This is a genomic window from Lactiplantibacillus songbeiensis (assembly GCF_005405125.1).
Lineage (GTDB): Bacteria > Bacillota > Bacilli > Lactobacillales > Lactobacillaceae > Lactiplantibacillus > Lactiplantibacillus songbeiensis.
On record NZ_BJDL01000013.1, the window covers coordinates 1 to 13,578 of the forward strand.

13 protein-coding genes and 1 other annotated feature are annotated in these 13,578 nt (G+C 43.2%); of the genes, 11 read left to right on the forward strand and 2 right to left on the reverse strand.

Features of this window, described 5'->3' with window-relative positions:
* The first annotated feature begins 683 nt into the window (after positions 1-683).
* Positions 684-886 (forward strand) — a binding site (T-box leader).
* Between the two features lie 47 nt (positions 887-933).
* The 5 genes from serS to FFM77_RS05585 all read left to right on the forward strand — a co-directional run bounded on the left by serS (position 934) and on the right by FFM77_RS05585 (position 6,031).
* Positions 934-2,211 (forward strand): serine--tRNA ligase, encoded by a 1,278-nt coding sequence (gene serS / locus FFM77_RS05565; RefSeq protein WP_137634771.1) that lies wholly within the window; start codon positions 934-936, stop codon positions 2,209-2,211.
* 266 nt (positions 2,212-2,477) lie between these two features.
* A complete protein-coding gene (locus FFM77_RS05570; RefSeq protein WP_137634772.1) occupies positions 2,478-3,536 on the forward strand; it encodes a PTS sugar transporter subunit IIC in 1,059 nt (352 codons plus the stop codon).
* Between the two features lie 36 nt (positions 3,537-3,572).
* On the forward strand, positions 3,573-4,226 hold the full coding sequence (sdaAB, locus tag FFM77_RS05575) for an L-serine ammonia-lyase, iron-sulfur-dependent subunit beta (RefSeq protein WP_137634773.1): 654 nt from the start codon (positions 3,573-3,575) through the stop codon (positions 4,224-4,226).
* An 11-nt stretch (positions 4,227-4,237) separates the two neighbouring features.
* Positions 4,238-5,128, forward strand: coding sequence for an L-serine ammonia-lyase, iron-sulfur-dependent, subunit alpha (sdaAA, locus tag FFM77_RS05580; RefSeq protein ID WP_137634774.1), 891 nt, complete (start codon positions 4,238-4,240; stop codon positions 5,126-5,128).
* A 156-nt stretch (positions 5,129-5,284) separates the two neighbouring features.
* On the forward strand, positions 5,285-6,031 hold the full coding sequence (locus FFM77_RS05585) for a helix-turn-helix transcriptional regulator (protein ID WP_137634775.1): 747 nt from the start codon (positions 5,285-5,287) through the stop codon (positions 6,029-6,031).
* 72 nt (positions 6,032-6,103) lie between these two features.
* On the opposite strand, the gene FFM77_RS05590 is transcribed toward FFM77_RS05585, so the two are convergent.
* Positions 6,104-6,412, reverse strand: coding sequence for a hypothetical protein (locus FFM77_RS05590; RefSeq protein WP_137634776.1), 309 nt, complete (start codon positions 6,410-6,412; stop codon positions 6,104-6,106).
* Between the two features lie 374 nt (positions 6,413-6,786).
* Here FFM77_RS05590 and FFM77_RS05595 point away from each other — a divergent pair, with 374 nt between their 5' ends.
* Positions 6,787-6,978 carry a hypothetical protein gene (locus FFM77_RS05595; RefSeq protein WP_137634777.1) on the forward strand — a complete coding sequence of 64 codons (192 nt, stop codon included), beginning with the start codon at positions 6,787-6,789 and terminating at the stop codon, positions 6,976-6,978.
* 372 nt (positions 6,979-7,350) lie between these two features.
* On the opposite strand, the gene FFM77_RS05600 is transcribed toward FFM77_RS05595, so the two are convergent.
* The gene (locus FFM77_RS05600; RefSeq protein WP_137634778.1) at positions 7,351-7,851 is read right to left on the reverse strand and encodes an antibiotic biosynthesis monooxygenase; all 501 of its coding nucleotides are present in this window, start codon (positions 7,849-7,851) and stop codon (positions 7,351-7,353) included.
* 164 nt (positions 7,852-8,015) lie between these two features.
* Between FFM77_RS05600 and FFM77_RS05605 the strand changes: the two genes are divergently transcribed.
* The 5 genes from FFM77_RS05605 (at position 8,016) to pepF (ending at position 13,541) form a co-directional block, all read left to right on the forward strand.
* Positions 8,016-8,756 (forward strand): MBL fold metallo-hydrolase, encoded by a 741-nt coding sequence (locus FFM77_RS05605; RefSeq protein WP_137634779.1) that lies wholly within the window; start codon positions 8,016-8,018, stop codon positions 8,754-8,756.
* Between the two features lie 295 nt (positions 8,757-9,051).
* On the forward strand, positions 9,052-9,450 hold the full coding sequence (gene spxA / locus FFM77_RS05610; protein ID WP_137634780.1) for a transcriptional regulator SpxA: 399 nt from the start codon (positions 9,052-9,054) through the stop codon (positions 9,448-9,450).
* Between the two features lie 137 nt (positions 9,451-9,587).
* On the forward strand, positions 9,588-10,316 hold the full coding sequence (locus FFM77_RS05615) for an adaptor protein MecA (protein WP_137634781.1): 729 nt from the start codon (positions 9,588-9,590) through the stop codon (positions 10,314-10,316).
* A gap of 111 nt (positions 10,317-10,427) precedes the next feature.
* The gene (locus tag FFM77_RS05620) at positions 10,428-11,510 is read left to right on the forward strand and encodes a competence protein CoiA (protein WP_223876787.1); all 1,083 of its coding nucleotides are present in this window, start codon (positions 10,428-10,430) and stop codon (positions 11,508-11,510) included.
* A 219-nt stretch (positions 11,511-11,729) separates the two neighbouring features.
* Positions 11,730-13,541, forward strand: a complete 1,812-nt coding sequence (gene pepF / locus FFM77_RS05625) for an oligoendopeptidase F (protein ID WP_137634783.1) — start codon at positions 11,730-11,732, stop codon at positions 13,539-13,541.
* The last annotated feature ends 37 nt before the right edge of the window (positions 13,542-13,578 follow it).

Below are 13,578 nucleotides of genomic sequence, written 5' to 3' on the forward strand. Positions count from 1 at the left end.
TGAGGATGTGTCCTTTTAGTTTACACAAAAATTGGTGTTGATGGGAAATCCATCAACACCAAATATTGTAGAACCAAGTTATCTGTCATACCCAAAATATTGTGAGCTATCAAGACCTAACCATGGTCATCATCTTATCATCACGGTAGGGTAATTGATATAGGAGTGCGACTTAAACGTTGCTAAATAAGATTTAAGCAGGTTTTTCAAGGAAGTAAACGACCACTGATTGGGATTGGTTGTAACTCTCTCTCAACTAACAGGGCCGATAGTGAGCAATGTAGCCCCTTACTGACACACTGCTGTGAGTTGCTAACTGCAATTGAATGAAGCCTGTTTGATCAACAGTGTGCGATCTAAATTAGCGTCGAATGCGGATAGATATTAAAGCTTAGCTGTTAATTTAGTGAGCTAAGTGAAAGGGTGTAAGTGGCATTAAAATCCTTAATATCAGGTAAGCATATCTCAGCAGATAAAAGCGGTTTACTTAATTCTTAGCAGCGTGGTACGGGGAAGAACTTTGGTTCAATCAGTAATTTAGACTTAGCGTTTGAGGGACTATAATAGTCACTCATAATTGATAACAAAGCTTTGATAGTGATTTACCATGATAATAATTATTTAAATTAGTGATAAAATTCTATTGACTTTAATAACTAGTTACGTTAAATTAAGAGAGTAATGAAAGCGCAATCATAATGGCCAGTAAGCAACGGACTTATTTAGAGAGCTAACGGTTAGTGGGAGTTAGTTAAGTTGAGGTTGGTGAATCCACCATTTAGCGCATGGTTTCGAGATAAGAAGCCACGGTGAGACGTTATACTCGTGAGCGCATGTGTATGCATTAAATTGGGTGGTACCACGTTGATTAAGCAACGTCCCATAGTCTAAACAAGACTATGGGACGTTTTATTTATGAGGAGGAGTTATATTATGTTAAATGCTAAATTTGTTCGTCAAAATCCAGCCTTAGTTAAGGCTAAGTTGCAAACACGGAAGGTTGATCCGGCTGAAGTCGATACTTATCTTGCCCTCGACCAACAAAATCGCGAGGCGATTACTAAAATAGAAGGTCTGAAGCGCCAGAAAAATCAATTGACACAGCAAGTTAGCCAAAATGATCCTAAGACCGCTGCTGGGCAGGCGTTAATTGCTGAAGTTAAAACGATGAATACTGAGATTAAACAAGCAGAAGTTGCCCAAAGCGAGCTGAATGAACGGCTTAACTATCTAGCCGTTCGTTTTCCTAATCTGCCGGCTGATGATCTGCCAGTGGGGCCAGATGAAGCTAGCAACGTCGAGATGCGCACCTATGGGACAATTCCAACATTTGATTTTAAACCGAAAGCACATTGGGAACTTGGTGAAGATTTAGGTATCTTGGACTTTGATCGGGCAGCAAAAGTCGCGGGGGCTAGATTTGTCTATTATAAGGACGCTGGGGCTTTGCTAGAACGAGCAGTCTATAACTTTATGTTAGATTTGCATACTCAAAAGCAGGGCTACCATGAAGTGATTCCGCCATACTTGGTGAACGCCCAAACGATGTATGGGACTGGTCAATTTCCTAAGTTTAAAGAAGATGTTTACACGGTGGAATCATCTGGTATGACATTGATTCCGACGGCAGAAGTGCCGTTGACTAATTATTATGCGAATGAAATTTTAACAGAAGCCCAATTACCAACATACTTTACCGCGCTAACCCCATGTTACCGTTCTGAAGCGGGAAGTGCCGGTCGCGATACCCGTGGCTTGATTCGAATGCATCAGTTCCATAAAGTTGAAATGGTGAAATATTGCAAACCTGAAGATTCCGCAGCCGAACTCGAAAAATTAACGGATAATGCGGAAGAAGTCTTACGGGAATTAGGCTTGGCCTACCATGTTATTAAATTATCAACTGGCGATACCGGTTTTTCAGCGGCTAAGACTTATGACATCGAAGTTTGGATGCCAGAGCAAGGGGTGTACCGGGAAATTAGTTCTTGTTCTAATTGTTTGGACTTCCAGGCGCGCCGGGCGATGATCCGCTACCGTAAAGCAGATGGAAGTGTTGAATATGTGCATACCTTGAATGGTTCAGGACTAGCGGTTGGCCGGACGGTGGCGGCTATTTTAGAAAACTATCAACAAGCAGATGGCTCGGTCAAGATTCCTAAGGTGCTGCAACGCTATACAAACGGTTTAACTGAAATAAATTTATTATGAGAATAAATTATTATCTTAGTAACTTAATTAAACAACAAATCCTTTAATATCAACGAAGTGGGCGATTGTATTAATCAATTGCTCACTTTGTTTTCATTTAGGGGCTTAGTTAATGAGCAATTGACATAAACTTCACATGCATAAAATCTATATTGATGATAATCTTTTATCATAAATGAAAGGGCTTCCATCAACGACAATACAAATTATTAAAGCTTTAGCAATTTTTCAACGTTAATGGGATTCATAAATGAGGAGGATTTATCATGCAAATAATTTTAGGCGTCTTAGTATTACTCAGTGTGATCGCGGTGATGACGTTATTTACATTTAAAGCACCCCAAGGTCAAAAGGCAGTCAGTGCACTTTCGGGGGCAGCTTGTGCCACGTTCTTACCGCAAGCGTTTCTCAGCTACGCCATTGGTGGGGTGTTCCATCTGGATTTTGTCAAACAAATTGGTGATACGATGGGGTCGTTAGGCGGCTTAGCGGCTGGAGCGTTAGTGCCATTAGCTTTTGGGATTAATCCAGTTTTTGCCATCCTACTCGGGGTTTCCTTATTGAAAGTTAAATTATTACCTGCTTTTATTGCCGCTTATTTGGTTTCTTTCTTAATTAAAGAAATTCAAAAGCGCGTGACAGACGGTTTAGACCTGATTATCATCGTGTTGGTTGGGCCAATCTTAGTAAATTTCGTTGCGGGGCTAATTTCACCGGTAGTTTTAATGATTTTGAACACGATTGGTGGGACAATTATAACAGCTACAAAAGGTAACCCTTATGTCATGGGGGCCGTTTTAGGGGCAATCATTCCATTAGTCGGGATGACGCCGCTATCTTCGATGGTCTTAACCAGTTTGATTGGCTTGACCGGGGTACCGATGGCGATTGGGGCACTAGGGTGTACGGGGAATTCTTTCTTAAACCTTAGCTTCTTTCGGAAGATGAAGTTTGGTGACAAATCAACGACTTTGGCCGTTACGATTGAACCGTTAACGCAGATTGATGTGATTGCGGCGAATCCGGTGCCAATCTTTGTAACCAACGCACTGGCGGGAGCGGTTAATGGGATTATCGTGACCGCGTTAGGCTTGGTCATCAATGTGACCGGGATGGCAACCCCGTGGGCTGGACTGATTGTCGCCTTTGGGATGAATTCCGTCGTGAAAGTCTTAATTGCCGTTAGTTTGATCTTTATTAACAGTACGATCTGGGCCTACATTGGCGCTTGGATCTTTAAAAACTTTAAAATTCATACCGTCGCTGAAGTCCGTGCTACTGATCAAGTCGAGGCACCAGCAGCGGCAGCACCAGCAAAAGCTTAATAGACCAAGGCATGATTTAAATGGAGGTTGACAACAATGACAGTTAATTATAAAAGTGTTTTTGATATTATTGGGCCAATTATGATTGGACCCTCAAGTTCGCATACTGCCGGGGCCTGTGCCATTGGCCGCGCTGCCAACAGTATTTTTAAAGATAAACCGACCGAAATCGTCATTCATTATTATGAATCATTTGCCCAGACGCACAAAGGGCATGGTACCGATTATGCGATTATCAGTGGCGTATTAGGCTTTGATCCGGATGACAGTCGCGTGCCTTACGCGATTGGGCTAGCCCGGGATCAAGGAATTACCATTACGTTTATTGAAGAAGCCGGCGATAGTCCAATCAAGCATCCGAATACCGCGATTGTTGATCTGGAAAATGATAGTAAGAAAGTGACAGTCGCGGGTTGTTCAATCGGTGGTGGGACAATCGAAATTCGTGAGATTAAGATGGACGGTTTTGATATTAAGCCGAAAGGGCCACTCCCAATCTTATTAGTCCAGGGCGGTGAAAATGATCATCAAAATGTGACGAAACAGTTGGCAGATTTGACCAAAGTGAATGATCAACAACGTTATCAGACTGCCCGTGGCAATATGTATGAATACGACTTGGATCGGCGCTTAAAACACGAAGAAATTACTAAGCTGGCCGAAAATCACACGACGATGGTTTACTTATAGGGGTGACGAACATGTATATGAGTATCGCTGAACTAGTATCAGCATCAATGACCCAGCACCAACCGGTCTATGAATTAATGATTGCACAAGAAATGGCGACTTCGAACTGTACACGAGAAGAAGTCTGGCATACGATGGGGCGTAACTTAGACGTCATGGAAGCCGCTGTTAAAAAAGGCGCTGCGGGTGACGGGGTTTATTCGACGACCGGTTTAACGGGTGGCGAAGCGGTATTACTAAAGAAATATCGGCAAACCGGGCACACCTTATCTGGTGACGTGATGATGCAAGCCGTTCAAAACGCGATTTCAACGAATGAAGTCAATGCGGCGATGGGGGTGGTTTGTGCAACGCCAACTGCTGGCTCAACTGGGACATTACCTGGCGTGGTCTTTGCTTTGCAAGATCGCTTGGACTTGACCCGTGATCAGATGATTCAGTTCTTATTTACGGCGGGGGCCTATGGTATGGTGATTGCTAATAACGCTAGTATTGCTGGTGCCACGGGTGGCTGCCAAGCGGAAGTCGGTAGTGCTTCAGCGATGGGGGCCGCGGCCGCGGTTGAAATTGCTGGCGGGACCGCTGAACAGAGTGCCGAAGCTTTGGCGATGGCCATCAGTAATTTATTAGGGCTAGTTTGTGATCCAGTCGCTGGCTTAGTTGAATTACCGTGCGTAAAACGGAATGCTATCGGGGTTAGCAATGCGTTAATTGCCGCTGATATGGCATTGGCGGGCTGTACCAATAAGATTCCAGCCGATGAAGTGATTATGGCGATGGATAAAGTTGGTAAGGGCTTGCCTAGAGCTTTACGGGAAACCGGCCTGGGGGGCTTAGCAGCAACGCCAACTGCCATTCGTATGGAAGAAAAGATTTTTGGTAAAGCCCAAGCTAAAGCTTAATCCAAGTGGAAAGACGGTGGCTATCTAGTGGTCATGGTCTTTTTTGTTAGTTATCGTTGTATACGCTAACATTATTATTGTGATAAAATAGTATCATATGATTGACAGTCATGGTTGAGTTATCAGGTGGGGGCTATCTTTAGTGAGGTGAGTGACATGAAAAAAACGTTATCAGCGAAACAAGCTTATATTCGAGAATTTATTCCATTCGTGGACTTTTTAGCCGATATTTTGGGGCCTAATAGTGAGGTCGTGTTGAATGACTTATTAGATCTGGATCATTCGGTCGTCGCTATTCGCAATTCACATATTTCACACCGGCAAGTTGGCGATCCGGCGACTGATTTGGCTTTACGCACGATGAAAGCTGGCCGGGCCGAGAAACGCGACTACTTAGCGAATTATAAAGGTGTGACTCATGGCAAATATCCAATGCGGTCATCGACGTATTTCTTGCGGCTAGATGGTGAAATTGTTGGGATGATTTGTATTAATACGGATGAAAGTGACTTAGATGAGCTACAGCAACAAGTGACTAAAATTATGCAAGATTATAAACATCTAAATGTTGCCCATCGCAACACCCCGAAAGCAGAAGCCCATGCAGATGAACCACATGAGTCTCCCGTGGCGCCAGAACATCTGACGACCTCAATCACTGACTTGGCTCGCGAAGTGACGCAGGCGGTCTGTGCCGAATATGGGGTTTCGGTGGAATATTTAAAGCAAAATGAAAAGCTTGAAATTGTCCGAAATTTGTATCACCAAGGTTATTTTCTTTTAAAAGATTCTGTTAGTGAAGTGGCTAAAATTATTAAAGTGTCCGATCCGAGTGTTTATCGTTACTTACAAACGGTTAAATATGAAGATGCCGACAACCAGCAAGAATCGACGACGGACTAAGTCGTGATGAGCCTAAATAAGCGCCTTCGGATCAACTGATTAACCAGCTGATTCGAAGGCGCTATTTTTGAGTTATTTTTGTTTCTTAAGCATCAGCGTTAAGGCTGTTGGCCGGGCTTGTTGGGGATGCTTAGTACCCCATTCGTAGAGCCAGTATAACCAGTAAGCCACGAGCCATTGACTGATGATGAATAAGAGACTGTTGGCATTAAAGCCAGCGACGATACCAGTCATGATTAGCATGAAGCTGGCATAGCCAATCGGTAAGAGGGCTGCGCTGCGGACTGAAGCTTTCGTCACTCCTAGGGCGTACTGCAGATAGACGATTAGACTAATGACGACAATCAAGCAAAAAATCACGATATATTGACTTATTGGCAACCTTCCCACCTCCGATAATTAAGTTAGTTGCAGTATAGCACAGATTTTGATGGGGAACAGGTGAGAAAATTAGCCAACTTTTATGAAAAGGTGATGAGGACAGGCCTGCGTGCAGGTAGCCGAAAAAACATTATAATCGTTATTAAATATTATTATGACTGGTTTCTGGTGGGAAATTTATTAAAACGATTTAATAAATTATCAGAATAATAATTCTCATGCAATTTTAACTAACTAAAACCAGCTTCAAAGTGCGAACCAACGGGATTGAACGCACCAAAAGAAACAAGTCACCAATTATCAAAGGGTGGTGACCGACTTTTGTCAGCAACCTTGTATGTTATGATAGGGAGTAAGTAATGGAGGTGAGTGTGATGCTAACTGCTGATGAAGTACGACACCGATTGCGACAGGACCTCGTAACGATTGCCGATGATTACCAAGTTAATATTGAAAATCGACTTTATACAGAAACCGAGTATGTTGAGTTAATGCAAACCTTACTGCGGTTGCGCGAATTAAATATGCCGGCTGATTGTTTAGCGCAAATGCTAGCGATTAATTAGGCAAACAAGTAAATAAGGAAGTGAAAATCATGACCACAGATAGTCCGTCAGATTCTATTCAGTCCAGTGAGTGCTAATGCCAATGAAAGAAATTCATTGCGCATTAGCACTTTTTGGTTGATCGTCATCAGCTGATCGTTAATCATTCAAATCAATTGAAGCTGCAGTTGAGCTCGCATACATATGCTTGGTACTAGTTAAAATTGCCGCTTGCCGGTTGGCTAAAAGATAACTATCTGGTAATTAACGCCGATTCTGGTCCAACCAGAGTGGCAACTTAAGCTGACTAGCACCAAGCTTCGTCTACATAAAAAAAACTACCTTGAAAGTTAATTTCAAGATAGCTTTAGACAACCTTGCATTAAGTCAAGGCTATGATTTTAAGGACCGAACGAAGGCGTAACGGCTTTCGTGGTAGTCAAAGTCAGCAGTGGTGTACTTCGCGAATGGCTTAAATGAAGCGCTCCGTAACCAGACGGCATATTCAGAATCGCTATGCCAATTAGTGACGATGACAAAGGCGGCGTCATTTTTGGCTTCCCGTAAGATCATGAAATGTTTTAACCCATTAGGCTTTTCATATTCGGTTCGGAAAGCGCTGAACTTAGAATTAAAGACTTTTTGTTCTTCAATTGGTAAGTCCATAAAAATAAAACTGGTTATGCCATGCCAATCGGCAGTACCTTTGTTCAATAAAACATCATAAGAAACTGGACTTGAAAAGACGGACTTTTCACCGCTCAAGTCGAGTAACATGTAACGATCTTCAGTGGCATTGGCTTGCATTAATAATAAATCACGGTCCGCATGCTTTTGTTGGATCATGGTTAAAATTTTACGCGTCCCAAAAGTTGCTGAAATCTTTCCACTCATCAAATATCACTCCTTAGTTATTACAATTATCATTATACGTGTTTTCGAAAATAATTGAAAACAAGTCGCTGAACGGTTTCAATTATTTTTTAGATTGGGTTAAAATGAAGGTAAGTCGTTGGCAATCCGGTTTTGATTGTTTGCATTCAAATGGAGGTTTCATGATGAAAGTTACAGTTTTAGGTTATTACGGTGGGTATCCGTATGATGGCGTTGGGACGAGCGCTTATCTTGTTACTGCGGGACGCTATCAATTATTGCTCGATTGTGGGTCCGGGGCTTTGAACGCCTTAGAAGAAATTTTAGATCCTTTACAATTAGATGCCGTCTTATTGAGTCACTATCATCACGACCATACTGCCGATGTGGGGGTCTTACAATATTATTGGCAATTACGCCAAGGAGATCGTAAAACGCCAATCTTGCCAATTTATGGGCATACTGAGGATCCCTTAAACTTTGGGGCCTTAACATGGGCTGGCGCAACGGTTGGCCGTGCTTATGATCCAGCTGCTGTGAATCAGATTGGACCGTTCGATGTGACTTTTCTCAAGACGAAACATCCGGTCCCCGCATTTGCAGTGAAAATTGTGGAACGGGCAACCGGGCAACAGTTGACGTTCTCAGCTGATACGGCTTATATCCCAGAACTGGCCACTTTTGCGGAAGGATCACAGTTATTGATGACCGATACGAACTTTGGCGCCGATAAAACGGGTAAAATCTGGCATATGACCTCCGCTCAATCTGGTGAAATTGCCAAGGCTGCCCACGTTAAGCAATTGTTGTTAACACACTTGCCACAAGATGTTGATTTTGAACAGTTACGGCATGAGGCCCAAACAACAGCTGGTACCGGGGTCACGGTTGTGGTGGCACAGAAATATTTACAATTAACATTATAAGGGTGATTAAGAGACTAAGTGGACTTAGTCTCTTTTTTTACATTTTAGGGGACTTACAATTATAAAAATAATAAGCAAAATCTAAATTGCACACTACTTAGTAAGCGACGTAATTTGCTCAAATATAACTATATGTATAGATAAAGAAACATAAAATAAATAATTGTCTATTAGTGGTTAGAATAAGTCTAAATTAGTTTTTAAAAAAGTGTTCACAAACGTTAGTAAATAATATATAATAATATTTGAAGCAAAGTTGTAATGTTGGCGACGCAATAAGGAGGAAACTAATTTTATGGTTACTTTATATACATCACCAAGCTGCATGTCATGTCGGAAAGCAAAGATTTGGTTACGGCTGCATGCCATTGACTTTGAAGAACGGAATATTTTTACCACACCACTTTCAATCGATGAAATTAAAGGCATTTTACAAATGACCGAAGATGGGACTGAAGAAATTATTTCGACACGTTCCAAGGCCTTTCAGCGCCTGAATGTTGATATTGATGATTTATCGTTGACGCAACTCTATGATTTAATCAGTCGGGAACCGAGCATCCTACGCCGGCCAATCATGCTAGATGATAAACGGCTACAGGTCGGTTATAATGAGGATGAAATCCGCCGCTTTTTACCACGCCGGGTTCGAACATTGGAATTAGAAAAAGTGTGGCATTTGGCCAGCATCTAAGTACTGAATTGACTAGTGTGGTGACGAACCTAGTCAATTTTTTAGTTTTCAGATAGATTACTTTACAATCCGCTGAAATAAGTTAGAATTGTGATAGTGATTATGGCCCTTGACACTTAGAAAGGGGTGGATCTGTAATGGAGATGGAACGAATCAATGAAGATACGATTCGAGTTCTGATCGGCAACGATGATCTCAATGAACGCGGCATTCGCGTGTTGGATTTACTAGGGAATCATAAACAAATTGAAAGCTTTTTTTATAGCATCTTAGAGGAAGTTGATGTTGATCATCAATTTCAAGATAATGATGCGGTTACATTCCAAGTTTTACCAAATCGGAATGGCTTGGAACTTTTTATCAGTAAGAATAGTGAAAACTTGCAAGACACGATTGCTAAGGCGACCCAGCCTAATCAATCGTCGGATCAAAGTATGCAAGATGATGTTTCAGATTATTTGAAACGAAAATTAATGCAGACTGACACCGATAGTAGTGATCAGTCTCAGGGTGTACAACATAATCAGACTAAGGATACGAATGATTTAGATCCTTATATCGAAGATCCAGATACACCAACTAAAGAATTTGTGCTACAGTTTGACAGCTTTGAAGATGTGATTTCGTTAGCACAAATGTTCCGGCCCGATGGGTTAGCATCCAACTTGTTTAAGTATCGCGATAAATACTACTTAGAACTAGTCTTTTTCGTTGATCAATCCTCAACTGGGGTGATTCAAGATGATGTGGCTGTTGCTTTGGAATATGCGCATCAAACGAAAGTCACTGCGGATGTGTTATTGGAACATGGTGAAAAAGTCATGTCCAATGCCGCTTTAGAAACCGTACGCCATTACTTTAAATAATGGCCTAAGTCGTTACCTTAATTGGTAGCGGCTTTTTTATGCTACTTTTTTAACAGGAGACGGTCAAGTTTACCGTAACTAGTAGTAAAAGGCGGTGAGGTTCAGATGTTAATGGCTCAAGATCAGCAGGACCACTTAATCTTAGCGGCCGATGCAACGCGGCAGGCTAAGTATCGTTGTCCGGGTTGCCAAGGAATGGTTCGATTAAAGCGTGGCCGCGTGATGGCTGCCCACTTTGCGCATCAAGCGGCAGCCTGCCAGACTTTTTCTGAAGGGGAGACGGCTGAACACCTACTCGGGAAGCAACAATTAGCGGCGTGGTTCCAAGCTAGCGGGTATACCGTCCAGATTGAAGCGGCCTTGCCAGCATTGCATCAGCGTCCAGATGTCCTCGTCCAACAAGGTTCACAACCGCCGTTAGCCTTAGAATTCCAATGCTCACCGCTGAGTGTGACGCGGTTGGCTGAACGGACGCAGGGGTATCGACAACATGGTTACCGGGTTTTATGGGTATTGGGGTCACCGTATCATGTTAGTGGTCGACTGCGGTCCCATGCCAAAGCCTTAAAGTTTCTGCAATATTCACCGCAGTGGGGCTGTTATTTGGTCTTTTGGGATGTGACGGGGCCGCAATTACAATTAGATTTAAACTTATTGAGTTGTGATGGTGATCCGTTGCATTTGCAACGCCACTACTTTCCAGTCCAACGTACGACGGTGCCGGATTTGCTGCATTATCGGCCACAACTCACAATACCAACAGTTGTGGCCAATCACTATCAGGCCTATCAGCGCCGCTTAACCCTAGGCAGGTTAGGCCAACAACCGCAAGTCGTAGCTTTACAGCGTTTTTGTTATCAGCATGGTGGGACTGTCGCAACGATGCCTGATTGGGTCTATCCAATGATAGCTAAGGTACCAATCTTGGCCGGTCCTTATTTGAGTTGGTATTTACATGTGTTTGTTCGGTTACGATTGGAACCGTTAATTTTATCAACAGTGAGGCTGCAACAGCTATTGCAAGCAGAATTAACGCCCTTGTTAGCGCCCGTCAGTTGTTTAAATGGGGCCGATGCCTTGCAACAGCAGCTTGTGCATGACTTATTAGCAGAATTAGTAACGCGACAAGTGATTACGGCAGTTCCAACTGGTTGGCGATTGAATAGCCAACAATTGCGCTGGAAACGGCATTAAATGCGATGGTCAATCAGCGCGAACGGTCGATAATGTGTTAATCTAAGTAATATGAACCGTGTTTGGTTGACCATCGGGTGGGCAAGTAGCGATGATGAATGGACCAGACACGTTGTCGGCGGTAACCACCGCTAACTAAAATTGAAAGGAGCGCTACCGTGATGCCACCCCCTGATCACCTAGTGGTCAAGGTCGCTAAGCACGGTAGCCAAGACTAGCATGGTAGCAACTAAACATTTACCAACGCGGTCAGCCGTTCCTGAAGCACTGACCTGGGATTTAACGAAGATTTATGCGGATCAAGCTGCGTATGAGGCGGATGTCGCCCAAGTTAAGGCGGACTTAGCGACAATGACGGACTTGAAAGCCGATTTTACGACCGATGCCGCCACGGTCTTAGCTGGGATCGAAGGCGTTTTGGGGTTATATCGTCGCTTAGAAAAGGTCGCCGTCTATGCAAGTTTAAAGAGTGATCAGGATACTGGTAACAGTACGAATCAAGCATTAGACGAACAAGCCAGTAGCTTAACGGCTCAAGTGTCAGCCGCCACGGCTTGGTTAGAACCGGCCATCTTGACATTGACCCCCGCTCAATTGGATACGTATTTGGATGATAACGTTGAGTTACGGGCATATCGACACTTATTGGATACGATTCGACTCCAAAAAGGGCACGTCCTGTCGGAAAATGAAGAAGCTTTATTAGCCGGTGCCGGTGACATCTTTGATGCGTCGGCCAAAACGTTTGGGGTTTTAAATAATGCTGATTTTGAGTTTCCGGTGGTGAAGGATGAACAAGGTCAGCCAGTTAAGCTGTCACAAGGGGTCTATAGCGTCTTGTTAGAGTCGGCGGAACCAGCCATTCGGCGTGAAGCCTTTACGGCGTTGTATTCGGTCTATCACCAATTTCGGCGGACCTTAGCTTCGACCTTAGCGAGTCAAGTGAAGGTGCATAATTTCGTCGCCCAAGCACATCATTATCCCGATGCACGGACCGCTGCTTTAGCAGCTAATCAGATTCCGACCACGGTTTATGACTCACTAGTAACTGCTGTGGACCAACATCTAGATTTATTACATCGTTACGTGGCGCTGCGTAAGTCAATCATGGATGTGGATGTCTTGCATATGTATGATTTGTACACACCGTTGACTGGTAAGCCGGAATTGACTTATACCTATGAACAAGCCCAAGCAACTGCCTTAAAAGCACTAAAAGTTTTAGGCCCTGATTATATTAAACATGTCAAAACGGCCTTTAACTCACGCTGGATCGATGTGGTCGAAAACCAAGGCAAACGCAGTGGCGCGTATTCTTCAGGAATGTATGATACGGCGCCATATATGTTATTAAATTGGCAAGACAATATTGATAACCTGTATACGCTGGTACATGAAATGGGTCATAGTATGCATTCATACGAAACCACACATCATCAACCGTATCAGTATGGCGACTATTCGATTTTTGTGGCTGAGATTGCCTCAACGACGAATGAAAATTTACTGACGAATTATTTATTAGCCACTGAGACGGATCCGAAAGTCCGCGCCTACGTCTTGAATTATTATTTGGATGGCTTCAAAGGAACCTTGTTCCGGCAGACCCAATTTGCTGAATTTGAGCAGTGGATTCATGAGGAGGCTGCGGCAGGTCGGCCCTTAACTGCCGATCGCATGTCGACTTATTATTTGCAATTGAATCAACGGTATTACGGCACCGCCGTTGTTAGTGATCCCCAGATTGCGGATGAATGGGCGCGGATTCCGCATTTCTATTACAACTACTATGTCTATCAATATGCGACTGGCTTTGCCGCTGCGTCGACATTAGCACATGGTATTTCGACGAAACAACCGGGGGCAGTTAAAAAGTATCTGGGCTATTTACAAGCCGGCTCATCAGAGTTCCCAATTGAAGTGATGCGTAATGCTGGCGTTGATATGACCAAGACCGATTATTTGGCCGATGCCTTTAAGGTATTTGAACAACGGTTAACAGAATTTGAACAGTTAATTAAGACGAATTAAGGCTGTATCTAGTCAAAAAAGGACCCGCTGCTATGAG

What these genes read in the sequence shown, in the direction of transcription:
- serS (WP_137634771.1), top strand. Translation starts at nt 934, where the DNA reads ATGTTAAATGCTAAATTTGTTCGTCAAAATCCAGCCTTAGTTAAGGCT.
- FFM77_RS05570 (WP_137634772.1), top strand. Translation starts at nt 2,478, where the DNA reads ATGCAAATAATTTTAGGCGTCTTAGTATTACTCAGTGTGATCGCGGTG.
- sdaAB (WP_137634773.1), top strand. Translation starts at nt 3,573, where the DNA reads ATGACAGTTAATTATAAAAGTGTTTTTGATATTATTGGGCCAATTATG.
- sdaAA (WP_137634774.1), top strand. Translation starts at nt 4,238, where the DNA reads ATGTATATGAGTATCGCTGAACTAGTATCAGCATCAATGACCCAGCAC.
- FFM77_RS05585 (WP_137634775.1), top strand. Translation starts at nt 5,285, where the DNA reads ATGAAAAAAACGTTATCAGCGAAACAAGCTTATATTCGAGAATTTATT.
- FFM77_RS05595 (WP_137634777.1), top strand. Translation starts at nt 6,787, where the DNA reads ATGCTAACTGCTGATGAAGTACGACACCGATTGCGACAGGACCTCGTA.
- FFM77_RS05600 (WP_137634778.1), bottom strand. Translation starts at nt 7,851, where the DNA reads ATGAGTGGAAAGATTTCAGCAACTTTTGGGACGCGTAAAATTTTAACC.
- FFM77_RS05605 (WP_137634779.1), top strand. Translation starts at nt 8,016, where the DNA reads ATGAAAGTTACAGTTTTAGGTTATTACGGTGGGTATCCGTATGATGGC.
- spxA (WP_137634780.1), top strand. Translation starts at nt 9,052, where the DNA reads ATGGTTACTTTATATACATCACCAAGCTGCATGTCATGTCGGAAAGCA.
- FFM77_RS05615 (WP_137634781.1), top strand. Translation starts at nt 9,588, where the DNA reads ATGGAGATGGAACGAATCAATGAAGATACGATTCGAGTTCTGATCGGC.
- FFM77_RS05620 (WP_223876787.1), top strand. Translation starts at nt 10,428, where the DNA reads ATGGCTCAAGATCAGCAGGACCACTTAATCTTAGCGGCCGATGCAACG.
- pepF (WP_137634783.1), top strand. Translation starts at nt 11,730, where the DNA reads ATGGTAGCAACTAAACATTTACCAACGCGGTCAGCCGTTCCTGAAGCA.